The sequence below is a fragment of the Lacisediminihabitans changchengi genome, from assembly GCF_016634425.1.
Taxonomy (GTDB): Bacteria; Actinomycetota; Actinomycetes; order Actinomycetales; family Microbacteriaceae; genus Lacisediminihabitans; species Lacisediminihabitans changchengi.
In genome coordinates, this window is the sequence record NZ_JAEPES010000001.1 from 258139 (window position 1) to 283536 (window position 25398).

General features: G+C 66.2%; 20 protein-coding genes and 1 tRNA gene. 4 read left to right on the forward strand and 17 right to left on the reverse strand.

Translation table 11 applies throughout. The annotated features are described in order from the left end of the window. Positions 1-18: 18 nt before the first annotated feature. From IV501_RS01265 to IV501_RS01320, 12 genes are all read right to left on the reverse strand, one after another. The gene (locus IV501_RS01265) at positions 19-2421 is read right to left on the reverse strand and encodes a transglutaminase TgpA family protein (protein WP_200554603.1); all 2403 of its coding nucleotides are present in this window, start codon (positions 2419-2421) and stop codon (positions 19-21) included. Beyond that, a complete protein-coding gene (locus tag IV501_RS01270) occupies positions 2418-3710 on the reverse strand; it encodes a DUF58 domain-containing protein (RefSeq protein ID WP_200554604.1) in 1293 nt (430 codons plus the stop codon). The genes IV501_RS01265 and IV501_RS01270 overlap by 4 nt, the downstream gene beginning before the upstream one ends. 4 nt (positions 3711-3714) lie before the next feature. After that, positions 3715-4683, reverse strand: a complete 969-nt coding sequence (locus IV501_RS01275) for an AAA family ATPase (protein WP_200554605.1) — start codon at positions 4681-4683, stop codon at positions 3715-3717. Positions 4684-4714: 31 nt separating this feature from the next. Then, a complete protein-coding gene (locus IV501_RS01280) occupies positions 4715-10009 on the reverse strand; it encodes an Ig-like domain-containing protein (protein ID WP_200554606.1) in 5295 nt (1764 codons plus the stop codon). Beyond that, positions 9999-10706 carry a hypothetical protein gene (locus IV501_RS01285; protein WP_200554607.1) on the reverse strand — a complete coding sequence of 236 codons (708 nt, stop codon included), beginning with the start codon at positions 10704-10706 and terminating at the stop codon, positions 9999-10001. Before IV501_RS01285 ends, IV501_RS01280 begins: the two co-directional genes overlap by 11 nt. Next, positions 10703-12403 (reverse strand): serine/threonine-protein kinase, encoded by a 1701-nt coding sequence (locus IV501_RS01290; RefSeq protein ID WP_200554608.1) that lies wholly within the window; start codon positions 12401-12403, stop codon positions 10703-10705. Before IV501_RS01290 ends, IV501_RS01285 begins: the two co-directional genes overlap by 4 nt. After that, a complete protein-coding gene (locus tag IV501_RS01295; protein WP_200554609.1) occupies positions 12403-13557 on the reverse strand; it encodes an FHA domain-containing protein in 1155 nt (384 codons plus the stop codon). The genes IV501_RS01290 and IV501_RS01295 overlap by 1 nt, the downstream gene beginning before the upstream one ends. A 43-nt stretch (positions 13558-13600) precedes the next feature. Next, a complete protein-coding gene (locus tag IV501_RS01300; RefSeq protein WP_200554610.1) occupies positions 13601-14527 on the reverse strand; it encodes a PP2C family protein-serine/threonine phosphatase in 927 nt (308 codons plus the stop codon). A gap of 133 nt (positions 14528-14660) precedes the next feature. Then, positions 14661-15656, reverse strand: a complete 996-nt coding sequence (locus IV501_RS01305) for a TerC family protein (protein WP_200554611.1) — start codon at positions 15654-15656, stop codon at positions 14661-14663. Positions 15657-16044: 388 nt separating this feature from the next. Then, a complete protein-coding gene (locus IV501_RS01310; RefSeq protein WP_200554612.1) occupies positions 16045-16707 on the reverse strand; it encodes an HNH endonuclease signature motif containing protein in 663 nt (220 codons plus the stop codon). Next, positions 16704-17216, reverse strand: coding sequence for a DUF222 domain-containing protein (locus IV501_RS01315; protein WP_200554613.1), 513 nt, complete (start codon positions 17214-17216; stop codon positions 16704-16706). The genes IV501_RS01310 and IV501_RS01315 overlap by 4 nt, the downstream gene beginning before the upstream one ends. Positions 17217-17377: 161 nt before the next feature. Further along, entirely contained in the window at positions 17378-17623 is a 246-nt protein-coding gene (locus IV501_RS01320) for a hypothetical protein (protein ID WP_200554614.1), read from the reverse strand. Between the two features lie 76 nt (positions 17624-17699). On the opposite strand from IV501_RS01320, the gene IV501_RS01325 reads away from it, so the two are divergent. From IV501_RS01325 to IV501_RS01340, 4 genes are all read left to right on the forward strand, one after another. Further along, positions 17700-18440: a TIGR00645 family protein gene (locus IV501_RS01325; protein ID WP_200554615.1), complete on the forward strand. Its 741-nt coding sequence runs from the start codon at positions 17700-17702 to the stop codon at positions 18438-18440. A 189-nt stretch (positions 18441-18629) separates the two neighbouring features. Beyond that, the gene (locus tag IV501_RS01330) at positions 18630-19046 is read left to right on the forward strand and encodes a lipocalin-like domain-containing protein (protein WP_200554616.1); all 417 of its coding nucleotides are present in this window, start codon (positions 18630-18632) and stop codon (positions 19044-19046) included. A 116-nt stretch (positions 19047-19162) separates the two neighbouring features. Further along, positions 19163-20035, forward strand: a complete 873-nt coding sequence (locus IV501_RS01335) for a helix-turn-helix transcriptional regulator (RefSeq protein ID WP_200554617.1) — start codon at positions 19163-19165, stop codon at positions 20033-20035. Between the two features lie 58 nt (positions 20036-20093). Continuing rightward, complete coding sequence (locus tag IV501_RS01340) at positions 20094-20447, forward strand: UBP-type zinc finger domain-containing protein (RefSeq protein WP_200554618.1); 354 nt, start codon at positions 20094-20096, stop codon at positions 20445-20447. 45 nt (positions 20448-20492) lie between these two features. Here IV501_RS01340 and IV501_RS01345 read toward each other — a convergent pair whose 3' ends face one another. The 5 genes from IV501_RS01345 to IV501_RS01365 form a co-directional block, all read right to left on the reverse strand. Then, positions 20493-20876, reverse strand: coding sequence for a DUF2255 family protein (locus tag IV501_RS01345; protein ID WP_200554619.1), 384 nt, complete (start codon positions 20874-20876; stop codon positions 20493-20495). 137 nt (positions 20877-21013) lie between these two features. Beyond that, positions 21014-21913 carry a DUF5996 family protein gene (locus IV501_RS01350; RefSeq protein WP_200554620.1) on the reverse strand — a complete coding sequence of 300 codons (900 nt, stop codon included), beginning with the start codon at positions 21911-21913 and terminating at the stop codon, positions 21014-21016. A 108-nt stretch (positions 21914-22021) separates the two neighbouring features. After that, positions 22022-22094, reverse strand: a tRNA-Glu gene (locus IV501_RS01355). A 53-nt stretch (positions 22095-22147) separates the two neighbouring features. Beyond that, positions 22148-23071, reverse strand: a complete 924-nt coding sequence (locus IV501_RS01360) for a YegS/Rv2252/BmrU family lipid kinase (protein WP_200554621.1) — start codon at positions 23069-23071, stop codon at positions 22148-22150. 247 nt (positions 23072-23318) lie between these two features. Continuing rightward, positions 23319-25364 (reverse strand): copper-translocating P-type ATPase, encoded by a 2046-nt coding sequence (locus tag IV501_RS01365; RefSeq protein ID WP_234698085.1) that lies wholly within the window; start codon positions 25362-25364, stop codon positions 23319-23321. Positions 25365-25398 lie beyond the last annotated feature (34 nt).

Genomic DNA, 25398 nt, shown 5'->3' on the forward strand with positions numbered 1-25398 from the left:
GGGCCAGAACCGCGAGGGTCAGAGCTTCGCGATCGCCGCAGTCCGCGCCTTCTGCCGTCTCGTCCGCTCGCGACGGGTCGCCGCACGCGCAGCACGGCGATACCGGAACGCCGCGATCATCCGTCGCAGACGCCCGGCGGAGGCGAGCGAGGCCGCGGTCGCGGCATCCGCCTGTGCCCAGAGCGAAGCGATGGTCTCGTCCTGCACGTCCTCGCCGGAGAAGACCGCGACATCCACTCGACCGGCAAGCGGCACGAATCCGCCCTCGGGCGCAACCAGGCCTTCGGCGGCAACGGACTGGTCGATCAGCGCGGCGGCCTGGATACGCGTGGTCTTGGCCGGGATGCCGACACCGAGTTCGCTGTACCGGTCCTGCAACTCGTCCCACGATCCGGCCGCACGCCGGTCGGCTGATCCGCCGGTGAGACGCCGACGACGCCGACGCCGTTTCAGCCCGCCGATGATGAGGAACGGCACGAAGAACAGCAGCAGCGGGATGAGTATGATGCCGCCCACGATGTAGGCCCAGACCGGAACCTGGAAGCCGGCCTTCTTGTCATCCGGGTTCTTGTCGCTGATCTTGACCGGGGTCAGCACCTCGTCCTGCTGCTGATTGGATGTCGGCGGCTGACGCACCTGCGGCTGCGGCTCGATCTTCGGCTTGGTGGTCTGCTCCTGGGGAGCATCCGTCTTGGTGGGGGTCGGGTAGAACGGAACCCAGCCGACTCCCTCGAAGGCGACCTCGTCCCAGGCGGTGACATCTTTGCCGGTGACGACGACCTCGTTCGTTCCCGTCGAGACCTTCGGGGCGAAGCCCATCACGACCCGCACCGGGTACCCGAGGCTCCGCGCCATGAGCGCGAAGGCGGAGGCGTACTGCTCTTCGTCGCCGACCATCGGTTCTTTGGTGAACAGCTCGGTGATGCGGTCGGAGCCCTCACCTGCGCGCGACGGGACCGGGTCGGAGGCGAGCCCGTGGCTGAGGAAACCGACCGTCGTGAGCGAGCGTTCGATATTGCGCAGCTGCTGGATCGTCGTCTTCGCCGTGCCCGCGTACTCGGTCGCCTTCGCGGAGACGACGTCCGGGACCTTCGTCACCGGCGGCAGAGTCAGGCGCGCGGTCGGCACCTTCGCGAGCGCCCTGTCATTCGGCACCGTGGGGCTAGTGACGCCGACCGAGTAGACGAGCCCCTTCTTCACGCCGCTGGTCACCGCTGCGGTACCGGTCGTCGGGTTGATCCGCACGGTGGTCGTGGGGTCGACGCCGGTGTACCTGTCGAAGTCGAGCGTGGTGGGGTATTCAGCGGTCGGGAGCCAGACATCCGCGTAGCCGTCGACCGTGACCTTCACGGTCGAGGTGCCACCGGGTTTCGCGAGCGGCGGGGCCGGGATGTCGCGACCGAGCAGCTCGAAGCCGCCCGAGTCGCTGGTCTGGGTGCTCGGGCTCGCCACGCTCCAGACCAGGCCGTCGTAGCTGTCGAGGGTCGCCATCCGCAGCTTCTGGCCCTCCTGGAGCCCCCGCACGGTGAAGAGGTCGGTCTTCGCCTCCTTCTTGGTGAAGTTGCGGAAGCCGGCGAGCGGGCTCGGATACTCGAGCGGATCGAACGGCGGGGTGATCTCCTGCCGCAGCACGAAGCGCGAGTCGGGCTTCGGGCTCAGCAGGTATCCGCCGCCCCCACCGATCACGACCGCACCGATCACGACGATGGCCACGCCGATGATCTTGCGCTGGCGAGCCGAGCCGTCCACGGTGATCGATACCGCGCCGCTCTGCTTGCGGCGCCAGCCCAGCCAGACCAGGGCGATCACGGCGAAGGCGACGCCGCGGATGCCCGCGAAGTACGGCTCGCGGGTTCCGATGATGATGCCGGCGAAGTAGAGGACCAGCGCGGGGATGACGAGCACGCTCGAGCGCAGCGCAGTGCGCTTCTTCCGCGGCAGCCAGCGCACCGCGACCGACACGCTGATCAGCGCGACCAGCCAGGTGGCGAAGTACGGCACTACGGCGATGTACGGGGGCGCCTCGACCGGCGTCTGCAGGGTCACGATGTCGGCCCAGCCGAACACCGCTCCCTGGAACGTGCCGGCCAGGCTGGTCAGGCTCGGGATGACTCCGCCGATTGCCTGCGCCGGCATCGCGAACGCCGTTCCGAACAGCACGTACGCGCCCAGAGCGATCGCGATGCTCGGCACGATCGTGATCCGGAACAGGAAGCAGACCAGGGCGGCCGCAGTGCCGACGACGAGTCCGCCGATCGCGGCGAGCAAATAGTTGTACGGACCGAAGGCGGGTTCGAAGCCGGCGATGGACAAACCACTGAGTACCGTGAGCACCGCGAGGTCGACCCAGGTGGTGCGGCTCACCGTCTGCAGTCCGCGCGCCCGATCGCGCGGCCGCATCGTCGCGGTCGCGGCGGTCATCGGCCGGTCCGATCGAGCAGGGCGGGCAGGTCGCTGAGTTTGCCGACCGTGGCGACGACGGTGTTGCCGATCTTGGAGAGCCCCGCGGGGGCATCCAGATCGATGCGGACAGCGATCATCACGGTGTCGCTGCCGTACAGGGTCGACACGGAGCGGATCTCGGTGGTCGGCGCCTGGGAGCCGACGACGAGGATCACCAGCGACGGCACCGGCAGCGCACGGGTCGTGGACCGCACGAATTCGCGAAGGTTGGGGAACGCGTCCGTGGTGGGAGCGATGCGGCACGAGTCGTCGAGCAGGGAGGTCATCGAGCGGCTGCGCAGCCGCGCCTCCTCCCAGATCACGTGCAGGCTGGTCTTCTCGCGGATCACTTGGCACCCGATGGAGGCCATCACCGAGATGGCGAGTTCGAACTCATCCTCGGAGGCGTAATGCGTGGTCTCGGCGCTCTGCATCAGCAGCAGTTGCGAACGACGGGTCTCGGTGTACTGGCGCACCATGAGCATTCCGGTACGGGCCGATGTGCGCCAGTGGACATTGCGGATGTCGTCGCCGGGCTCGTACGACCGCAGCGCGTGGAAGGCGAGGTCGCTGTCGGTGATGACGGTGCTCGTCTGCCCCTCGAGGTCGCGCACCAGGCCGGGCGCAGTCGCCATGAGCCGCGTCGTCTTGGGGTGTACGAAGAGCTCGACCTGGTCGGTCCACTTGACTGTGCGGCGGATGAGTCCGAGCTGATCCCCCCGCACCGAGATGGCCGGACCGGCGAGGATGAGCGCGCGCCGATGCGTCGGCATGGCGAAGAGTTCCTCGCTCTCCGCGCCCGGAGCCAGGCGCGGGATCGAGAACTCGGCGACTCCGGCACCGACGGGCAGTTCCATCCGGGTCGGGATGACCGGACGCTGGCCGGTGTTGACCACGAGCATCCGCCCGAGCGCACGCTCGCCCGCCGTCACCCGACGCGGGTTCAGCTCGATGGTCACCGCGTAGGTGGCTCGGCCGAACGAGAAGCAGGCCGCGACCAGAAGCCCGCCGAGGAGAGTCGCCCCCAGGAAGGTGAACTCGACCCAGCCGAGGATGATGCTGATCAGGAACGACACGATCGCCGCGCCCAGCGTCAGTCGCCCGACCATGCTGATCGAGGCCAGCACGGGCCCGAGATACCGCCACGCAAAGGCTCCCCCGCGCCGGGCGAGCGATCCGAGGGCACGACCAGCGTCCGCGATGGCGCGCCGAAGTTGTCGCACAGCGATGAGCGACTGCGACGGGCGGCGGGCGGGAGCTGTCGTCATCCGATCAGGCGGCCCGGTATGCCGGCGGCTCGACCTCGACGATGGCGCGGGAGACGATGTCGGCACCGCTGACGCCGGCGAACTCCGATTCGGGGTCGACGATGATGCGGTGCGCCAGCACGGGTACGGCGAGTTCGCGCACGTCGTCGGGGGTGACGAAGGTGCGGCCCTGCGAGATCGCCCAGGTCTTGAGGGCGCGGGCGAGGGCGAGGGCGCCACGGATGCTCACGCCGAGGGCCGCATCCTTGTCGACGCGGGTGGCGCTGACCAGCTGGCTCACGTAGCCCATCACCGCGGCATCGACGTGCACTTCGCTGGCGAGCTGCGACATCATCACCACCGACTCCGAGGCGATGATCGGCTTGATCGAGGATGCCCTGGCGCGGTTCGAGGAATCCATCAGCAGGCTGACGGTGGTGTCGTGATCGGGGTAGCCGAGGGAGGTCTTGATGAGGAAGCGGTCGAGCTGCGCCTCGGGGAGCGTGTAGGTTCCGGCCTGCTCCACCGGGTTCTGTGTGGCGATCACCAGGAACGGCTCCCCCACCGGGTGGCCGACGCCGTCGATGGTGACAATGGCCTCCTCCATCACCTCGAGCAGTGCGCTCTGGGTCTTGGGGCTGGCGCGGTTGATCTCGTCCGCAAGTACGACGGAGGCGAAGATCGGGCCAGGGTGGAACTCGAACTTGCCCTTGCTCTGGTCGTAGATGGTCACACCGGTGACGTCGGACGGCAGCAGGTCAGGGGTGAACTGCACGCGGGAGTGCGTGCCATCCACCGTATTCGCCAGCGCCTTCGCGAGCACGGTCTTACCGGTTCCCGGCACGTCTTCGAGCAGAACGTGGCCATTCGACAGCATCGCCGTGAGCACTAGACGGATGCTGTGCTTCTTCCCCAGGATCGCCTGGTCGATGTTGTCCACCAGACGCTCGAAGGCGCCGGAGAACCAGTCGGCTTGCTCTTGGGTTACGGGCATCGGTGTCGTCCTCTTGGTATCGGGATCGGGATCAGGGGTTGAAGTCGGCGTTGTTGCTGGTGACACCATCGACGATGACGTATTGGGTGTCGTATCCACACCACGGGCTGGGCGAGGTCGTCGGCTGACCGTCGGTGGTGGTGATCGTGGTTGTCGACGTCGTCTGCTTCTGGCCGTTGCAGTAGAACGAGATGCTCTTGCTGCCGTTGCCCATGTTGTGGGTAGTCACCTTGAACCGGTAACAGGTACCGCCCGTGTCACAGGTCGCGGTCGACCCACGTTCGAGATCGACGGACTTGACCGGGTCGGGCTTCTTATCGACGGTGATCGAGTTTGAGGCGCGGTTCGGGCCGGTATTTCCGCTTCCCGTGTTGATGGCGCGCACCGTGAACGAGTGCGATCCGACATCGCCGGTGCGAGTCGTACCGCTGGTGGCTGCGGTCCAGGCTCCCCCGTCGTAGCTGACCTCGTAGGTGACATTTCCCCCGCCGGTGTTGCCCGGAGCGGTCCAGGTCAGCTTCAACGACGCTGGGCCGTAGTCGTTGCCCGGGTTGCTGATCGTTGCGCTGGCGGGCGCGGCCGGGGTTCCGTAGGGGATGACGGTGTTGCTCGAATCCGACCACGCACCCCATCCGTCGGAATTGTAGGCACGGACCTGGAAGGTGTAACCCTGGCCGTTCCTGAGGCCCTTCGCAGTGTAATTTCCGGTCGCGGTGACGACGTCGTCACTGTCGTTCGGCGTGGACTTGATCTCGTACTTCGTGACCGAGAGACCGTGGTTGTCGGACGGCGCCGCGATGGTCATCTTCACCTGGCCGTCGCTCGAGCCGCTCGCCTGGCTGGTCGAGGGCGCCGGCGGCGCATCCGGCACGTCGTGGATCGTCGCCGTGAGCTGACCCGTCACGTTGCGGGCCGGATCCTTGGTCGCATCCTGCACGGTGTACGTCACATTCACGTCGCCGGTCTTGGCTGCGGTGGATGCGGAGACGGTGATCGAATTCGCCGTAAACGACACGGTGACCCCGGCGGGCGCGCTTGCTGCTTTCGCCGCGATGATCGTCAACGCCTGGTTCGGGAACGGGTTGATCCAATACGTCTCGGAAACGGCACCGTTCTGCGATGCACCCGCGCCACCGCGCTTGAAGTCGATCTTCTGAACGCTCTTCTGGTACGCGAGCGGACGGCTCGAGGAGACCACGCGTACGTTCACCTGGCCGGGGATGTGGAACTCGCCCGAGTTGACCGTGAACGTGATGGTCGACACGGCGCCGGGTTGCACGCCGAACGGCGCCGACAGGCTGAGCTTCGACCCGCTCGGCGATGAGACGACCTCGCTGTTCGAGCTCGAGAAGTCGCTGTAGGTGACTGCCGCGAGCACCTGCGGGTTGGGCTGGAAGGTCGAGTCACGCAGGTCGATCACCTGCGGGTCTTCACCGGCCTCGACCTGCACACTCGGCGGCGTGAAGGTCGGCGGAACGTCGGACTGGTCCGCCGAGCCGACCGTGATAGGCAACGTGAGGAGGGTGATCCGGTCCTCGGTCATGCCGGGGTCCTTGCCGTCGTTCACCCTGAAGGTGATGGCGGCCGGCCCGCGGTAGTCCTTGGCTCCGGTGAATTTCAGGGCGGAGGTGCTGACCCAGGGGGATCCGGCGGCGTTGGTGGCGCTGACATCCGCTTCTTTGGTGATCTTGGCCGGTCGCCCGGATGGGACGGTGATGATCTGCGACAGGGTGTACTCGCCTGTGCCGTTCATCTTCACGATCTCGGTGAGACCGGGCTTGATGCTGGGCGGAGCAGTGGATGCCTCGGCCGACCCTGGCTTCGGTGGAACGACCACGAACGCCTCACCGGCCAGGCCCGTCGTCTCGTCGGTGACGGAATAGGTGATGGCCATGCGGTGGTCGCTGGGGGTGACGACGATCTTGCCGTTGGGCTGGACGTCGCCGGCGGAGGCGTTCGCGCCCTTGACCGCGACGGTGAGGTCGGAGGCGACGCCCGACGGGTTGGACGCTCCGTCTAGGGCGTTCACCGTGATCGAACTCTTGCCGGTGAGCTGCTCGATCGTGATCACGTGATCGGCGGCCGACGGGTAGATCGGCTTCGCGTCGTTGGTCACCAGCACCTGCACGAACGCCGTGGCGGATCCGCCCTGCCCGTTCGTCACCTGGTAGCGCACCACGTAGGCGCCCTCGTTGTTCGGCGCCGTGATGAGCACCAGCGCTCCGCTGACCTTCGCGACGAGCGGCTCCTGCACCTCGGGCAGCTTCGGCTTGAGACTCAGCTCGTAGCCGTTCGGGTCGGAGTCGTTGAGTAGCACGGGCACGGCGGCGGTCTTGCCTGGCTTGACTTCGATCTTGTCGTCGACAGCGGTGGGCGGCTTCACCGTGGACGGACGCGGGATGACGCCAACCGAGATCGTGCCGGTCGCGGTCTTTCCGGCCGTGTCTTCGACGATGTACGTGAAGGTGTCCGTGCCGGCGGATGCCTCGTAGGCCTGGTAGGTGAACGAGCTGCCGGTGGTGCCGGTGATCCGTCCCAAGCTCGGCGCGGAGCCGATGCCGGTGAGCGCCACCGAGTCACCGTCAGGGTCGATGCCGTTCAGCGGAACCACGATCTCGACCGCCGCGCCCGCAAAGGCACGCCCGGTGAGGGTCTGCGGTTGCGGAGCGAGGTCTTTGTCCTTGCTCTTCGCGGTCACGGTGAAGGTCACGGTGGCGCTGGCCCGCTGGTCGTATTTGTCGGTGATGCCGTAGGTCACGCTGTAGGTGCCCGCGACGGTGGGTGCCTGGTACCGCACGAGGGATCCGCTGACGAAGGCACTCGCACCCTCCCCCTGGTCAGCCGTGGACGCGAGGGTCGGGTCAAGCGTGAACGGCACGTTGTCGGGTGACGTGTCGTTGTCGAGCACCGGAACGCTGGCGATGTCACCGGCCCGAACGGTGGCCGCGTCATCCGTCGCAATCGGGGACTGATGGTTCACGAGCGGCGGGATCGGCACCACGGTGACCGCCGCGCTCGAAGACTTGAGCCCATCGGAGACGACGTAGGTGAGCTGCACCTGCTGGGCGAGCACTCCGGGCGCGGTGACCCGCACGACCGAGTTGCCGAGCACCTCGACATTGAGCGCGCTGCCGTCCGGTCCCTTGTCCACCGACTGCACCACGAGCACCCGCCCAGACGGCGAGACGTCGTTGGTCAGCACGTCGACGGTGGTCGGCTCCCCCGGTCGCACGTACGCGACGTCCTTCACCGCAATGGGCGCGGCGTTGGAACCACTGGGGTTGGCTACGTTCACCAGGGCGATCCCCTGCACGGTATGTGCGCCCGCCGCGATCGTGTAGGCGAGATAGTACGAACCGGCCACGTTGGAGGTGAACTCGATGGTCGACTTCCCCTGGTCCACCGAGACCGTGGCGTTGCCGCCCGACTCGAGCTTCGCGCTGACAAGAGACAGGGGCTGGCCGGATGGCGAGAGGTCGTTCTCGAGTGGATGGATGACCACCGGCGTTGCACTCACCGCCGTCGCGAAGTCGGGCACTGCAACCGGGTCGAGGCTGTCGACCGGCTTCACGTCAACCTCGAGGCTCCCCGCGGTGGTGGTCTTGCCGTCGGAGATAGTGAACGCGACCTGTTTGGCGCCCGTCTGACCGGTCTTGCTGGTGAAGGTAATGGTGCCGTCGGCGGTGAACTGCACCAGGTCGGGCGTCGTCGCGGCGGCGCCGACCAGGTAGATCTCGTCGCCGTCCGGGTCGATGAAGTCGCCCAGTACGTTGTACGGGATCGCCTGCCCGACCTCGACGGTCGCCGTGCTGGTGCGCTTCTGGGTCGGCGCCGTGTTGGCGCTGAGCGGTCGGATGGTCACGTTGACCTGCGCCGACGCGTAGGCCTGACGTCCGTCGCTGATCGTGTAGCGGAAGGATGCGGTGGTGATCGCCCCGAGCGGCGGCGTGTACTGCAGGGCGCGCCCACCCTCGATGACGTCGACGGTGCCGATCGACGGGTCGATGTCGTCGACCTTCGTGATGGTGAGGACGTCGCCATCCTCGTCCGTGTCGTTGTCGAGCACCGGGAGCACGGTCGTGCGCTGCGGTCGCGCGCCGAAGTTGTCATCGACGGCCACCGGCGGATGGTTGGTTGCCGTGCGGTTCGCCACCGCATCCTCGAACGACTGCTTCACCGGGCGTTCCTTGCCGGTTTCGCCGTCTTTCGTCACCTCGTCGGGGTTTACCTGCGCCCAGTTGTTGACCAGACGGATGTCCGAGGACGCGATCCAGGCGTTGCCGTTCTGCAGATTGTTCAGCGCGATCACGCCGTGGTTGACGCGGAACTCGAGGTCACTGCCGCTTGTCGGCTCCCCGATGTCCTGCGCGATGGGCTGCTTGTCGTCGCAGGCGTAGAGGTACTTCTGCGCATCGGCCCAGGCCCCATAGGCACAGCCTCCCAAGAACACCGGGGCGGAGACGCCGCTCGCCGAGGTGACCGGTGTCGTGATCTTCGCCTGTACTGTCGCGGGGGCGCCGCCGCCCAACGGAACCTCGAGCAGCGAGTTGCCGGTGGCGACCAGCACGTAGTCGTTGTCGGGGCCGGCCTGCTGGATGCGCAGCGCGTCAGCGGTGAGTTTGGTGACCGATCCGTCCGAGCGGATCACCGTGTTCGCCCTCGTGTCAAGCACGACCGGGTGCTCCCCGACCGCGGTCAGCTGAGAGTTCTTCTTCGGCACGCCGAAGGTGACGGAGGTCGCTTTCGCACCGGGACGCTCCACGGTGACCAGCTTCTGCTGGGCGGGCGAGGTCGCAAAGATCTGACCGGTCTTGCTTGCGACGACGAGCGCGCCCAGACCGAGCTTGGCGGTGGGAGTCGTCTTGCCCGCGTCGAAGGTGAGCTTGTCGGCGGCGTCGATGACCCAGAGCTTGCCGTCCTGACCCAGAATGGCGAGCGTATTGGCGCCATACGCGACCTTCGCGCCGACCGGGATGGTGATCTTCTGGGTCAATGAGACGAAGGCGGGGTCGATGACCTGCGCGGTGCCCTGGGTGGTGTCGGTGAGGATCGTCGCCCCGCCGTCCTGCAGCACGTCGAGGTGGGTGGATGAGCCGTTCACCTTGGCGTCGAGCTCACCGATCTGGTGGTTGAGACGACCGCCGAGCAGCTGCTTGCCGTTCGTCACCCAGACGTTCTGGGCGGTCAGGTCGACATCGGTGACCGGGAAGCCCCGGTGCGCGATAGCCAGGGTGATCGGCACGCCGGCCAGCACCGCGATGGCGACGACCGACGAGATGACCTTGCGCCCGCGGAGTTTCGACCAGAACGCATTCTTAGTCGGCATCGTCACTCCCCCGCTTCCATTCAAGCAGAGGCAGGTCTTCCACACTCACGAGGTGGGTGGCGAGCGAATACTCCACGAGCCGCGCACGACGGTTGTTCGCGAGCTTGCCCTTGCCTCCGCGCAGCCCGGAGACCCCGATCTTGTCGAGCTTGTCGCACACGTTGTCGAGCTTGCGATTGAAGGTCGTCATCGACCAGCCGAGGCGGGCCGCGGCATCCGCAGAACTCGGCACCTCTCCTCGCCCCGGCACGGCCTGGGTCAGGATGTTCTCCGCCAACGACAGGATCAGCTGCTTCTGTGTGGCGGTGAGCGTCACCGGCATGATCGTTGTGGAGGTGGTGGTCGACGAGGCGAAGGGCGACATGCTGAAATACTGCTCGTCCGTGTGGATGGTGAAGTCGTAGGTGGTCGACCCCGCGCTGAACATGACGTGCATCGTCGGGAAGACGAGCGGCAGGCGCGCCCCGGACGCGAGCCAGGCCTGCACCGAGCCGGTGCCGTCCGACACTGTGGCCGCGAGCAGATTGCCGACGTTGCCGAGCCACCACATCTCGTGGTCCGCGTAGATGCGCAGGAATTGCCGATGAAGGTAGGGATTGTCGTCGATGGCGAGATCGCCCTCGCGACCGACGAAGAAGTCGCCGGGTTCTTCGATCGAGTACCACTCGCCGCAGAACTCCACCTTCACCACGTTCACCGGTCGCACACCGCCAAGGGGTTAGCCGAACTGATTCCATCGCGCAGCACGGCGACATTGATGCAGGTCTTCGAGCCGGGCACCACACCGGTGACGACGGCGGTCGGCTGGTCGGTCGGTGTCTGCTCGGTGGGCGACTCGGCCTTGGCCCAGAGAAAGCTGTCACCCTTCTTCGGTTTCGGGTTGGTCCAGGTGAAGGTGACGGTACTGCCGTCGGCACTGGCGACCGCCGCACCGTTGGTCGGCGCCGGTACCGAGGAGACGTCGATCACGCCGCCGTTTCCTCCGGGTGCCGCGGTCGGTCCGGCCGGGGTGGATCCGCCCTGCGGAACGACGAAGAACAGCACTGCGGCGATCACGATCACGACGATTGCGGCAGCGATGCCGATCAGGGCACCGCGCTTGCGTCGCGGCTGGTGCGCATCGGGCTCGGCACCGGTCTCAGCGCCGGCCTGAGCACCGCTCTCGCGCTGCGTAGAAGTCGCGGGCGGCGGGGGCTGCGCGGTCTCGCGGGGACGCATCACCGTCTCCTCGACGGCTACCTGAACCGGTGCGCGCAGTCGGGTGGATTCGACCTGCGATTCGACCTGCGATTCGACCAGCGATTCGACCTGTGCCGGATGCGGGACCGGGCGCTCGATGATCGGGGGCTGGATGATCGGGGGCTGGATGGCCACGGTCGCAACGGAGCGCACCCGTGTCTCGTCGGCATCCTGACCATCGCTCTCGCGAGCGGTCGCCTCGATGTGCAGGTTGGGCACGTCGATGGTGGTCGGGGCATAGCCGAGTTCGAGTTCCACCCGCTGGAGGGCACGAGCGAAGTCGAGCGCTGTAGCGAAGCGGTCGCTGCGGTCGGAGGCCATCCCCTTCCGCAGCACGGCGACGAGAGAGCGCGGCAGGTCGGTGCGGGAGAACGGGGTGATGGCTCCACGCTCGATGCGGCCGATCAGATCGAGGGTTCCATTCGAATGACCGCGCACCTCGAATGGCGTCTGCCCGGCCAGGATCGTGTAGATCGTCGCGGCGAGGGAGAACACATCGGAGCGCACATCGGGCTCGGGGTCGTCATCGAACATCTCCGGCGGCGACCAGGGAACGGACATCCCGACCGAAGCGCCTGTTCCGCTGGTTCCGGTGGTTCCCGTGGTGCCGGCCGCGCCCGCGAGGGCATCGGCGAGAGTGCCGGTGTGCAGCGGCAGAACGTCTTCTTCGACGGCGGAGGAGATTCCGAAGTCGGTGAGTGCCGGCCATCCGTAGTCGTTGGTGAGCACGTTCGCCGGCTTGATGTCGCGGTGAAGAATGCCGGCAGAGTGTGCGGTCGCCACCGCGCTCGACAGTCGCACGCCGATGCGCAGCGCGTCGGCGACCTCGAAGGTCTCCTGCTTGTATCGCTCGGCGAGGCTCGGGCCAGAGCAATACTCCATCACGAAGTACGGACGGTCGTCGGAGGCGACATCCGCCTGGTAGATCGTGACGATATATGGATGGGTCGAGAGTTGCGCCATGAGGTTCGCCTCACCGACGAACGCGGCTCGCGTCGCGGGCGTGAGGTCTTCGGTGAGCAGCACCTTCACCGCGACCCGGCGCTTGGGCAGCTTCTGCTCGTAGAGGAAGACGTCGGAGAACCCGCCGGAACCCAGCACCTTGACGAAGGTGTAGCCCGGCAGCTCGGGCGGCTGTGAGGTGGAGCGACGCATCAGTCTTCGTCCACCCGGAGGGTTATGCCGCCGCCGAAGTCGACGACGGTGCCGATGATCACCGCGGTCGGTTCGCCGGCGCGCAGCTTCTGGGGCTCCTTGCCTGGCAGCACCACCATGGTGCCGTTGCGCGAGTGGAGGTCGGTGACGACCACGGTCTCACCCTCGAGCACGAACCGTGCGTGGGTTCGTGAGATGTCCTGGTCGGCGGTGCCGACGGTGATGAGTCGAGGCACCTGGCCGCCGGAGATCTGCGTCACGCTCGGCGCTCGACCGACGAGGATCGGCTGCGCGAGCGGCTCCCGCGATCCGTTCGGCAGCGTCAGCACGATGTGGGGGGCCGGAGCGGGAACGGGCGTCGAGTGCGCGGTGCGCTTGGCCTTGCGCTCGTTGCGTTCCGTGCGGAGTTTGGCGATGTCCGAGGTCAGCACGGTCTGGCCGTCGTGGTCGCCCTCGACTTCTGTCTCGTCGCCGGCAGCCGGGACGGCGGATGCCTGCGGCTCCTCGGTCGCGGACGCCTCGGGTTCTTCGGCCACCGCCGCTCCCGCGACATCGCGGTACATCGTGTCGCCGAACAGGTCGTCGTAGCGCCCGCGCTCGGTCGTCGGTGCTGGTGCAGCTGCGGCGACGGCCTCGGGCAGCTCGCTCACGGTCGCCTCGGGGTCGATGTCCACTCGAACGGGCTGCGACGTGACGGCCGTGGGCGCGAACCCGGCAGCACCAACGGACAGCGAGGCGACCCAGGAGATGCCGTCGGAGATCGGCAGCCTTCCGACGCCGCTTGCCGCGGTCGCGCCCTCGATCGAGACCGTGAGACGGGTAGCTCCGGCCAGCACCTGTTCCGACCAGGTGGTGACTCCGGCGCCGGTCACGATGCGCTCAGCATCGGGACCCATAGCGGTGACGGTCACGCCACCCCGCACGATCACCCGTGGCTCACCGGTCGCCTCCACGAGCGCGAAGGAGGGGATGGCCGCCAGACCGTTTCTGGCGAGCAGGTCGAGCGCAGCGCGGATGCCGCCGTCTTCGCGAATGGCCGAATGCAGGGAGGTGATGAGCGCGGCATCCGTCGTTGTCTCGATCAGCAGCACTCGCTGCGGGGAGCACAGGGCGAGCCAGCCGTCGCTGACAGCGGGTACGTAGTCGAGAGTCATTGTGTGGAGAGTGGTTGTTGTGTGGAGAGCGGTCATTGCGCGGTCACCCTCTCGGCCGAGTCTCTTCGAGTTGTGCTGGCATCGCATCGCGATCGACGGTGTCGTCGCTCACGACCGCAGTTCCGACCGCCTCGGACTGGACGACGATGACGGTGACATTGTCGGATCCTCCGGCGGCGACGGCGGCATTCACCAGTCGTTCGGCAACGCTGATCGCGTACTCCCCCGGTGCCGTCCGTGCCGACTCGGCCGCGTGAAACACGATGATGCGCGCGATCTCGTCGTCGTCGAGCTCTTTGGTGAGGCCGTCGGAGCAGACGAGGAAGGTCTGGCGATCTCGAGCGGGGAGTAACCAGATATCGGCGTCGACCTCGGCCTCTGCACCGAGCGCGCGCGTGACGACGTTGCGCTCCGGATGGCTGTGCGCCTCCAGCCGGGTGATCTCGCCCTGGTCGACGAGTTCCTGCACCGCGGAATGGTCGACGCTCAGCTGCAGGAGGGTGCGACCGTCCCAGCTGTAGACGCGCGAATCGCCGACATTGAACGCCATCCAGTGGTAATTGCCGCGGGGTCCGGTTTCGACGAAGGCGACGCCGGAGAGCGTCGTTCCCGAGAGGGATCCGTCGGCATCCGCGCTGTCTCCGACGGCCAGCACCGCGTCGTTCGCATGGCGGATAGCGTCGAGCACGCGCTGTGGTGATGCGACCTCGGTGTCGACGAAAGAGTCGGCGAAAGCGGCGATCGCGGCCTGACTCGCTCGGTCTCCGAACGCGTGACCGCCCATACCGTCGGCCACGACGAACAGGGGTAATGCAGCGAGGTAGCTGTCTTCGTTGATGCGGCGAACCGCGCCACGATCGGAATACCCGGCGAACCGGAATCGCACAGTGTGGTTTGGTGCGGCGTGGTTTGGTGCGGCGTGGTTCGGCGCGGCGCCGTCAGACAGCACGATCTCGCGCTGGATCTCCATCGTCGGCGACACCTCCCCCCGCAACACTCTATGCGCTGCTCACACGGGCGCCTCCCGCAACCGTAACCGGCATCCGGCGCTCCCGACATGGGGACTGCTGCCCATGGGGCGCTCGCCCGTCAGCCGGCGCTCGCTACGACGAGACGGATGCCCGGTTCTTGTCGATGCGGATCTTGATCAGGCTGGCCACGACTGCAACCGCCATCGAGACGACGATCACACCGAGCGACATGAGCGTGGAAATCTCGGGTGCCCACTCGATGCCCTTGCCGCTATTGATGAAGGGCAGCTCGTTCTCGTGCAGGGCATGCGCAACCAGCTTGACGCCAATGAAGGCGAGGATGAAGGCGATGCCGTACTTGAGGTACACCAGCTTGTCGATGAGGTCACCGAGCAAGAAGTACAGCTGGCGCAGCCCCATCAATGCGAACACGTTGGCGGTGAACACGATGAACGCGCTTTGAGTGATGCCGAAGATCGCCGGTATCGAGTCCAACGCGAAGATGAGGTCGGTGGAGCCGATCGCCAGGAAGACGATGATCATCGGCGTGAGCACCTTCTTGCCGTCGATCACAGTGCGCAGCTTCGCCCCGTCGAACTCATCGGTGATCGGTACGCGCTTGCGCAGGAGACGGATGACTCCGCTCTCCTTATCTTCCATCTCGTCGCTGTTTTCGAATGCCTGCCTAATGGCGGTGTACAGCAGGAAGGCGCCGAAAATGTAGAAGATCCAGCTGAAGTGTTCGATCAGCTGTGCGCCGAGAATGATGAAGATCGCTCTCAAGACCAGTGCGATGATGATGCCCACCATCAGCACTTCCTGCTGGTATTTTCTCGGGACCGAGAACCTCGCCATGATGATGACGAAAACGAACAGGTTGTCGATCGACAGGCTGTATTCGGTCAGCCAGCCGGCGACGAATTGTCCGGCATGGTCGGCGCCGGCGAAGACGAACATCAACACAGCGAAAATCAGTGCAAGCAGCACGTAGAAGCCCACCCACAGGCTCGACTCTTTGGTGGACGGGATGTGCGGACGCTTGTAGGCCAGCACCAGGTCGGCGATCACAATGAGGATCAGCACGACGATGGTCGTGATCTCAAACGCGATCGGGAGTTGAAGTTCCAAGGGCGGGCCTTTCATCGGGGTCGGCGGGTACGCCGGATTCCCGAAAGTCTCTTCCGCGCGGCCGCGGTCTGACCGCTGTGCTGCACCACCGCACCCGGGTCGGCACCTTCGACGACCGTATTGACGATTGCGGCGTAGGGCGTGAGCCCCTGGGAATACTCCCCTTCGCTATCGCCAACCCTACCGGGTGAACTGGAGTGATGCCGGGCGTCGACCGTAATGCCGTGCGCTCGTGCTCGTGTCGTGCGGGCGCAGCGCGATGGGCATGCAGTTGCAGTGGGATTGGAATCCGGTTGGTGTGCGGAGTGGCATCACGTTTTCTTTCGCGTTTCCCCTCTCCCTCCTTTTCCTTCTCGTTCTCGTTCTCGTTCTTTTTTGTCGCGTTCCCTCATCCTGACCACGTCAGGTTGACCACCTTTCCTCCTCGTCTGGGTGTCTGGTCGGGGTCGATCCACGGTGGCGGGATGAAATACGGCACCCGGTCGCGCATGACGATCTCCCAGCCGTCGTCGTGGATGCGGTGGTGGTGGAACGAGCACAACGGGATCGCGTTGTCCAGATCCGTTACCCCACCACGGGACCACCACTGGAGGTGGTGGGCTTCGGTGTAGCTGGGTGGGTGTGCGCAGGCCGGGAACGCGCACCCGCCGTAGGTTTCGGCCAACGCGTGGCGTTGGGCGGGACTGAACAGCCGCCGCGACCTGCCCAGATCCAGGACTTCCCCGGCACCGCCGAGCACTACGGGGATGATGTTCGCATCTGCGGCAAGACGGCGGGCTGTGGTGGCGGAGATCCCGGCATCGATCCCATCGATCTGGGCGCTGCCGAGCCCGGTGACCAACTGGTCGAGGCTCATCCGCACGATCATCGTCACCAGCGGACCGCCACCACCCCGACCAGCAGCGCACGTGCAGTTGACCGCCTGCCGGAATAGGTCTTCGGCGGCATCGGCGCGGCGGTGCGGCATGGTCCGATCATCGATGTCGGCACTACCGTCCTGTCCCAAGGATTCGGGAACCCGGTCGCGGGCAGCCCGTAGCTGCTCGCTCACGAGCTGGTCGATCCCGGCGCGTGCTCCACCAGCAGTCGCTCCCCCGCCGCGCGCGCTTCGGTGGAGCAGAATGGGGCGGCCAGGTCCAGTTCGCGCACGATCACCACGGCCGCCTCCACCCCCACCGACCCGGCGGCGATCGCCTCGCCCACAGCCGGGTATCGGGCCGGCAATAGCGCGCCGTCCAAGGCGGTCCGTTGCCGCGTTGCCAGACCCACCTCACACAGCCTGGTTGCTTCGGCGACGCTGATCTGCCACAGCTCGGCCAGATAGGAGCCTGGTCGGGCATGTCCGGCCCGGCGCGCCATCGCCTCGCCGCCGCGGTGGGCAGCGGACAAGTCCGCAAGTTCTCCCGCAACTGCAACCCGGAGCGCATCGATGCGGCGCTGCACCGCCGCCAGATCCCCGATCAGCTGCAACAGCATGCCGGGTTGGTCAACGATGGTGTCGTCCCACGCCTGCGCGAGGGCCGCGAGATGGGCGGTCAGTGCGTGGGTGGAGACCTTCATGACCCGATTGTTGCAGCGACCACCGACATTCGAGTCGGCACCAATAATGCTGACCAGACCCTGTTTATAACCCACCACACCGGGCTACCTGTGGAGGAGAAGAGGGCCACCCTTCGACAAGCGCAGGGACCGAAATACTGACCGAGGGAGTCGGGAACCGGTTAGCGCAGTTTCGGGTTTTCCACGTCATCGGCCATGGCGAGGTAGCCACTCAAGCGATCGACGAAGTCGTCAGTCGGGCGGTATCCGGGGTCTGCCGAGGCCTTCGTGTACTCGGCCTGCAACTCGTCGATGGCCTGGTCGATCTCGAGCACGGCGAGTGCGTCGCGCTGCGAATCGTCGAGTGCCACCATGAACCCGATCGCGCGGTCGATATCGGCAGCTCCGCCGTAGACGTATTCAGACATGCGCTCAGCGTAGCGCTGAGCGCACACAGCACTCCTACCGGGCGTTTTCCCATCCATCACACCTAGGCTCACCGCCATGACGCCGCCCAACCAGCCCCGCCAGTTCCGCCCGCAATCCCGAAATGTCTCCGGCATCGGATACCTGATCTTCTTCAGCCGCTGGCTGCAGGCCCCTCTGTACGTGGGCCTCATCATCGCCCAGGTGATCTACGTGGTCGTTTTCATGGTCGAGCTCTACCACCTTGCCGAAAAGGTCGTCAAAGACCCGCTCCATATCGAAGAGGCCGCGATCATGCTCGGCGTCCTCGGCCTGATCGACGTCGTCATGATCGCCAACCTCTTGATCATGGTGATCATCGGCGGCTACGAGACCTTCGTCTCAAAGATCAAGATCGACGGGCATCCCGATCAGCCCGAATGGCTCTCCCACGTCAACGCGAATGTGCTCAAGGTGAAACTCGCCATGGCGATCATCGGCATCTCGTCGATTCACCTTCTCAAGACGTTCATCGAGGTCGGCGACATCGGCTCCAAGAATTCGGACACCAAATCGGTGACCGGGGAGACCTACACCGAGGACGGCGTGTTCTGGCAGGTCGTCATTCACATGGTCTTCATCCTGTCCGCGGTCGCGCTGGCCGGGATCGATCGGATGTCGCGGGGCTCGAAGCCGAACGCGATCGAGGCCGCACATTCTTCACCCGACCGGCCCGAGCTTCCCGCGTACGCGTCGTCCGCCTCCGCCCGCGACGAGCGCGAGGCTCAGGCACAGCACTACGAGCAACTCGCCCGCGATTTGCGCAGCACCCAGCACTAGCGATACCCAGCAGTAGCAGCACCCAGCTCTAGCAGCACCCAGCACTAGCAGCACCCAGCTCTAGCGGCGCCGAGCTCGAGCAGCACTGAGTACAGCCTGAGGGGTGCCCACGGGGCCACGTCGATTCGTCTGATGATGCTGAATAATCTCAGCACGAGCCATCACCGTGCCCACTCGGAGGAAAGCGCTGTGTCTTACTACGATCTGATCGACCAGCCCCACGAATCACCGACCATCGAGACCCTGGTCGGGGCGTGGCGGCTGCACCGCGTGGAGGGCATCTACAGTGATGGCGAGGTGCTGCAGCAGAGCGATCCGGAGGTGACCGGGTACCTCACCTACGCCGATGACGGCGTGGCGTCGATCGTGCTCGGAGCTCTCGATCGTCTGTATCTGGATGCCGGAGACTACCGACTCGACGAGCACTCGGCAACGGTCAGCCACCAGTTCGACATCGCGCTGTTCCCGCACTGGCACTGCGCTCCCTTCATGGCGCGAGCGCAAATCAAGGACGGCACGCTGAGTCTGCGACTGACCCCGTGCCTCGCTCCGGACGGTCGGACCCTACTGTTGCAGTTCTGGTGGACCAGAGTCGATGTCGGGTAAACCCGAAAGCACGAAACAAATGCTGTCAGGACGGAGACGTGAGAGGTATATTCATCAGACCTTCCCGCGATAGGGAGTTCCCTGTCGCGGAACCCTCCAGCCCGGAAGGAGGACTCGTGAATAACGGATCTCTCCTCGCGACGTACTTCAGAGCCCGCCGCGAACTCATCCAGCCGGAAGATGTTGGAATCACGCGCGAACCGAACCGGCGGGTGCAGGGCCTGCGCCGTCAGGAGGTCGCGGCCCTCGCCGACATCAGCTTCGACTACTACCTGCGACTCGAACAGGGCCGCCACCACCAGCCGTCCGAGCAGGTGCTCGCCTCCCTGGGCCGAGCGCTGATGCTCGACGAAGACGCGATGGCGTATGTCCACCGTCTGGCACACAACGCCGCCCGGCCGTTGCTTCGACCTGCCCCGCGCGCCGAAAGTCTGGATGAGAATCTCATTCGCCTGCTCGAGTATTGGTCGCACACCCCCGCGATCATCCTCGACCGCAATCAGGACGTTATCCGAGCCAATCGCATGGCGCTCGCGCTGGGCAGTGGCCATTTCAATCCCGGCTGCAATCTCGTCATGGCGCTGTTCGATGCCGAAGTGCGCGACACGTTCCCACGGTGGGAGGAGTCGGTCTCGCAGGCGCTCGCCGCGCTGCGCTACGAAAGCGACCCGTTCGATCCGCGATTGCGCGAGATCGTCGACATCCTCTCGACTCGCGAACCGGAATTCGCGCGGGTGTGGGCCCGCCATGACGCTCGGCCAATCATGTCGGGAACGATTCGCAGCGGCGACACTGCACTCGGACCCATCGACCTGCGGTTTCAGAACTTCTCTGTGCCCGGTCACGGCGGATATGCGCTGCGTACCTACTTCGGTGAGCCGGGAACGGATGGGGCCGCGGCCCTCGGCCAGCTGGCCCTGACCGTAGACCGAGACGTGGCTACGGAAAGCCAGCCCATTCCCATCGCGGGTTGGATGCCCGCACCCTAGTGACGCCAGGTCGGATGCATCAGACTGTGACCCTAGCTGACTTGGACGGTGAGAAACCATGGCCACTCCCGACATGACGGACATCGACCCGACCGTCGCCCCGAGCGGCGCCGGCTGCGTCGAGTGTGATGCCGACGGCTCGTGGTGGGTGCATCTGAGACGCTGTGCCCAATGTGGACACGTCGGATGCTGTGACGACTCGATCAACAAACATGCGACTGCGCACTACCGCGAGACCGGGCACACCATCATCCAGAGCTTCGAACCAGGCGAGGACTGGTTCTGGAATTACGAAATCAACCGGGTCGTTGCTGGCCCCGTCCTCGCCGCGCCGGACTGTCATCCGCTCTCCCAAACCAGCCCGGGGCCGGCCGATCGAGTGCCGCGAGACTGGCAGCTGATGCTGCAGTAGGGCGCGATCTCGAGCGGATGTCGCCAGCTCCCTGGGCTTCAGCCTTCAGTCCTCGTCGGCCGGGACCAATCGGAAGGTCGCGTCCGCGGCATCCGCCGACACCACGGGGTCGACATAGTCATCGGAGTACCGCGCGTACTTCAGGCGGTAAGCCGCGTCGATCTTCTCCGTGAGCGAAGAGCCGGCCTCCTCGAAAACGACATCCTCCTCGATGCCGCCGCCGCTGATGCGTCCGCGGTGTTGCACGAGCGCCCGCTGGAACCATGGGTTATCTCGGCCACCGCCGGAACGCACATAGAGGTCGTTGCCCACCGCCACCACCCAGACGATGACGGCCGGGCGCAGGCTTCCGTCCTCGCGCCGGGACTTCAGGTAGATCTCGTCGGCGCCGCTGAGCGCATCGAGCTGATAGTCGGTCCATGCCGTCATGATCTGTCCCTCTCGCTGTCGGCGGGCGCGGGGGTTCTCCTCCACCCGACAGCAGCAGGGTACTCCCGCACCGAGGGTCGGGACGGTGTCCCGGGAAGGGCGATCCGCGACGAGAGTACGTCTAGCGCGCTGAGGGGTCAGCGCGTCACCGTGCTTCGGGCCGGCCATTCCGCCAGGTCTGCGGCGGCATGGTAGGTCGCGTCGAGAAAGTCGAGCACCAGCCGGTCGGGATCCGCCGACGCCCGCACCACCTCGTACGGCAGAAGGAATTCACCGTACTCATCGCTATAGAAAGCCCCGGTTGGCACCGCGGCATCAGCGAAACCGTCGGGGGCCGGGTACGCGTAGGAGTAGAAGGCACCCTCCGCTCCGCCGCCCGGCCAGAACCCTGCGCTGCTGAGCTCGTGCGAATAGCCCTCGACCATCACCCGGTTGGGGCAGTTCGGCACCTCCCCGGGGTACCGGGGGGCTGGGCGCCCGGAGAACCGGGTCACCGCCAGGTCGAGCGCGCCCCAGAACAGGTGCACCGGGCTGGCCTTGCCGATGAATCCCGACCGGAACTCGCGCAGCACCCGCTGCGCCTGCACCAGCTGGCGCCAGAACAACACCATGCTGCTCGCGTCGTAGCTGGCGTGGGTCTCATCCTGCGCAAAGGGGATGGCCGGGTCGACCTCGTTGGGGACCGCGTAGATCGAAACCTGGATGCCGAGCGCGAGCATGGCATCCGTCACCTCCCGGTAGAAGGTGGCGACCGACATGGGGCGCAGAGCGATGGAGCGTCGGTCGCCCGTGCTGCGGCGGATCACCAGCTCGTGCGCAAGCAGATCGAACTCGATGTCGAATACCCCGTCGGTGTACGGGATCGCGCCCGTCGTAAGTCCGCGCGCGCTGACATACAGCGGCACGTGCCACCAGTGATTCTCAGCAGGCGTCGACACCATGCGAATCTTGCCGACGATCTGCGTCCAGAGGTGGAAGGTGTCTCGGGTTTCGTTCCAGTCCTCGACCGCGAGGGCCGGCCATCGTGCATCGGTCATGATTCGATCATGCATCGGTGCCCGCGGATTGGCCATCCGGAAATAACAGTGCATCCGGAAATAAAAGTGCCCGGCCCCCTTTTTTTACAGGGAGCCGGGCAGTTGTTGTGACCCCAACCGGATTCGAACCGGTGTTACCGCCGTGAGAGGGCGGCGTACTAGGCCGCTATACGATGGGGCCGTAGCGGACAACTCATCGAGTATGCCACACGCTGAGCCCGGTTACCAAAACGGCTAGGGACGCGCCGGCGCGAGCACCTTCAGAGCCCCGGGCCGCACCTCGATCGTGACCGGCAAAGGCCCGACTCTCTCGCCATCGCCATAGGCCGCAACGCCCTCCGCGGCGATCGTGACCCTCTTGACCCGACGCACGGTCACCCGGGGATCGGTCAGATGCTCGCCCCGGAATACGCGCGGAAAGATGCGCAGGAATTGCAATCGCGTCAGTCGCCCGACGACCAGAACGTCGAGCAGCCCGTCGTCCACCTCGGCATCGGGCGTGACGAGCATGCCACCGCCGAGCGAGACACCATTGCCGACCGAGATCATCATGCCCTCCACCTCGGTCACCTCTCCATCGAAAGTGAGGGTGTACCGAATGGGCTTCAGCCCGATGAGTTCGTAGAGCAGCGCCAGGTTGTACCGCATCGGACCCTTGGGCCAGGTCATCCGGTTGGCTCGCTCGTTGACGACCGCGTCGAAACCGGCCGAGACCATACAGGCGTACCAGGTCTCGCCGCCGTCCGATCGGTGGATGAGTCCGGCATCGATGGTGCGCGCGGGCAACTGCAGTTGCTTCAGCAGCAGGTCGATCGCGCCCGCACTGTTCTCGTGCGGGATGCCGAGGGCTCGCGCCATGTCATTGCCCGTGCCAGACGGAACGATGCCGAGCGGCACGTCCGTTCCCGCGACCAGGTTGGTTCCGAGGTTGACCATGCCGTCTCCCCCGACCACGATCAGCGCGTCGGGGCCGGTGGCGATGGCCGCCTTCGCCGAGGCGATCAGCTCGGCGTAACTGGGCTCCTCGAGCCTCGTCACATCGTGCCCTGCGGTGAGCAGTGCGGCGACGACCGCTGGCCCCACCTTGCTGCCCTTACCGAACGATGCCGTCGGATTGATCGCGACGAATACTCTGCGCGGCTTCGATGCCTCGACCATGGGACCTCTCGTGGTGCTGACGGTTCGCGCCAGTGTATTGGTGTCAGAGGATATTCGGGGGCAGGGCACGATCCGACGGGAGACGGATATGCGTCCTCGTTCCGTACGTCGTTGGTTGAGCAGGCCGCGACGAAGGAGCAGCCGTATCGAAACCCGCGCGGGCCTCGATACGCGTCCTCGATACGCGTCCTCGTCCCTCGGGCGCTACTCGACCGGCGAGGTCACCTCGGGCGGGAAGCGACCAACGTCACTTCAGGCGGGTCAGCCGCAGCAGCTGCGCATTGAGCGCCACGATGATCGTCGACACCGACATGAGCGCGGCCGCGAGTGCGGGCGGCAGCAGGATGCCCACGCCGAACAGCACGCCGGCCGCCAGCGGGATGCCGAGGATGTTGTAGCCGGCAGCCCACCACAGGTTCTGCACCTCTTTGCGGTAGGTCGCACGGCTCAGCGCGATGACGTCGGCCACCGCGCGGGGGTCGCTCGAGGCCAGCACGATGCCGGCCGATTCGATCGCGACATCCGTCCCCGCCCCGATCGCGATGCCCACGTCGGCCTGCGTAAGCGCGGGCGCATCGTTCACTCCGTCGCCGACCATCGCGACGCGCAGCTTCTGCGCCTGCAGCGCCGTCACGACGTCGGCCTTGCTGCCCGGCAGAACCTCGGCATGCACCTCGTCGATATCGAGCTGGCGTGCGACCCAGCCGGCGACTGCCCGCGAGTCACCCGTGACCATCGCCACCCGCACCCCGCGTCTCTTCAGTCGCTCGACAGCCTCCACCGATTCCGGGCGGATGACGTCGGCCACGGCGATCGCCCCGAGCACCGTCTGCCCATCGAGCACGAACACCACACTCTTGCCCTGCGCCCCGAACTCGCGGCTGACATTGACGAGATCGGCGGAGAGCTGGATGCCCCGTTCCGTCAGCACCCGCGGGCCAGCGACCGTCACCGTCCTTCCGCCGACCTTCGCCTGCGCACCCCGCCCGGCCAGCGAGGTGAATTCCGTCGCCGACTCGACGCTGAGCGCGGATGCCTGCGCCACGATCGCCCGGGCGATCGGATGTTCGGAGCGCCCCTCGACAGACGCGGCCAGCGCCAGCACCGCATCTTGCTCCCCTGCGGCGACGGGGACGACATCCGTCACCCCCTGGCGGCCCTCGGTGAGCGTGCCGGTCTTGTCGAACAGCACCACGTCGACGCTGCGAGCCTCTTCTAGCGCGAGCTTGGTGCGCACCAGGATGCCCGCACGAGCGCCCTTGGTGGTGGCGATGAGCGAGACCAGCGGGATGGCGAGCCCGAGGGCGTGCGGGCAGGCGATGACGAGCACGGCTACGACGCGTTCGAGCACGAAACCGGGGTCGCCGGGCGCAAGGATGAACCAGACCACGAGGGTCAGCACCGCGGCGCCGACGGCCACGTAGAACAGCAGCCCCGCGGCACGGTCGGCCAGCACCTGCGCACCCGACTTGGAGGCCTGAGCGTCGGCTACCAGCTTCATGATGCCGGCAAGTGCCGTATCTCCGCCGACTTTGGTGACCCGCACGGTAATGGCCCCAGCCCCGACGATGCTGCCCGCGATGACGCTGGAGCCGGGACTCTTCGCTATCGCTCTCGATTCCCCGGTGAGCAGCGCCTCATCGACGTCAGACGCGCCCTCGGTCACCTCGCCATCGGCGGGCACCGCGGCACCCGGCCGCACGACGACGACGCTGCCGACGGTGAGGTCGGCGACCGCCACCATCGTGCCGTCCTCGAGCTCGGCCTGGTCGGGCAACAGCTTGGCGAGCTGCCCAAGCGCGTCCTGCGCGCCCATTACCGCCGCCATCTCGATCCAATGGCCGAGCAGCATGATCGTGATGAGAGTCGACAGCTCCCACCAGAAGTCCATGCTGGGCAGTCCCAGCGTCACGGCGATGCTGTAGCCGAGCGCGACCACGATGGCCAGCGAGATCAGCAGCATCATGCCCGGTGTGCGAGACCGCAGTTCGGCGATGCCGCCCCGCAGAAACACCAGACCGCCGTAGAAGAACAGCGCGATACCGAATACCGCAGGGATGTACTGGCTGCCCGGGAATCGCGGACCGGAGAGTCCCAGGATGTCTTGGAGGCCGGTCGAGAACACCAGCGTCGGCACGGTGAGCACGAGACTGAGCCAGAACTTGCGCCGGAACATCCGCGGATCATGGCCGCTGTGGCCGCTGTGATCGCCGCCCCCGGCGTGATCGTGCACGTCGCGCGTGTCGTGCATCGAATGGTCGATCGTCGCGTCGCGTGCGGGCTGGTTCGTCATGCGCTCCATAATACCCCCGGGGGGTACTATCGAG